This window comes from Polaromonas sp. P1_G4 (assembly GCF_056405475.1).
The window spans coordinates 1-1,374 of record NZ_JBFUCA010000789.1 but is presented as its reverse complement, the minus strand read 5'-3'; the positions used below and the strand labels follow the sequence as shown (position 1 = coordinate 1,374).

The 1,374-nt window shown below is 62.4% G+C and carries 2 protein-coding genes; both read left to right on the top strand.

All coding sequences use genetic code 11. The annotated features are described in order from the left end of the window. A partial coding sequence (locus tag AC1D1X_RS23365; RefSeq protein WP_477699352.1) for a LysR substrate-binding domain-containing protein occupies positions 1 to 797 on the top strand: 797 nt, incomplete at its 5' end. Between the two features lie 179 nt (positions 798 to 976). After that, on the top strand, positions 977 to 1,374 hold a 398-nt coding region (locus AC1D1X_RS23360), incomplete at its 3' end, for an FAD-dependent oxidoreductase (RefSeq protein WP_477699351.1).

The following is a 1,374-nucleotide window of genomic DNA, read 5'->3' as shown; positions in this document are numbered from 1 at the left end:
CCCTCGATGTGCTGCTGTTTGACCGCTCTTCGCGCCAGGCCAAACTGACCGAGGCCGGCAAGGAATTGCTGCGTGAAGGCAACCGCCTGCTGGCCGAACTCGACGCCGTGGCCAATCGCGTCAAGCGCGTCGCCACCGGCTGGGAACCGCAGCTCACGCTGGCTGTGGACAGCGTGATCTCGCGCACCACCGTGATGGAACTGTGCGAAGCTTTTTTTGCCCTGAACCCACCCACACGCCTGCGGATTCGCGAAGAAGCGCTGTCGGGCACGCTGGAAGCGCTTACCTCCGGCCAGGCAGACCTGGCCATCGGGGTGGCCATGGAACCATCCGTCAATACCTCGGTGCAACACAAGACACTGGGCAGCATTCATTTCATTTATGCCGTGGCGCCCCATCACCCACTGGCAAAAGCTGCTGAACCGATAACGGATGCGATGCTGATGCCCCACCGGGCCGTGGCCGTGGCGGATTCCGTGCAGCGTGGCAGCGGCATCACTGTGGGCCTGCTCGGCGGCCAGGACATTTTTACGGTGCCCGGCATGCAGGAAAAACTGCAGGCCCAACTGCGGGGACTGGGCGGCGGCTTTTTGCCTGAATACCTTGCGCGTCCGCATGTCGCCACCGGGAGGCTGGTCGAGAAAAAAATGCAGCGAGCCCCACGCCTCGTGCCCATGAGCTATGCGTGGCTGCGCGTCGTGGACGGCCATGGCGGGCGGGCGCTGCAGTGGTGGCTGAAGCAACTGGAAAATCCCGCCACACGAAAAGCCCTGCTGGAGCGTGACCAGTCTGCATGAAAACCCGTAGTGGCACGCAATATCTGCGCATGCGCTGCGGCTGCGTGTAGAGTGTGCTTGAAACAGGTTCTTAAAGTTTTCGTTTATGGTTGAGATGTGATGACATACGCCGGGACGCCGCAAATCACTTGAATGATCCGCAGTACGCCCATTCGTCAAACCGCACAAAGTACAAAGATATGACAAAAAAATCCATCCGATCCCCTGAATCCGCGGCTCCGCGCCGCATTGCCGTCATAGGCGCAGGCATTGCGGGCATTGCCTGCGCCCGCACCCTGGTGCAGGCCGGGCACCGCGTCACCGTGTTTGAAAAAAGCCGGGGCGCCGGCGGCCGGATGGCCACACGCGAAAGCGAATTCGGCGGTTTTGACCACGGCACGCAATATTTCACCGTGCGGGACGCGCGCTTTGAAAAAGCCCTGACCACCGCTACCGGGCTGGTCCGGCCCTGGAGCGCCAACACCGTGCGCATCCTCGATGAACTCGGCCGTGTCGTGGCCTCGGCGCTGCCGCCCAAGGAAGCCCACTGGGTCGCCTCACCCGGCATGAACGCACTGGTGCGGCTGTGGGCCCAGCC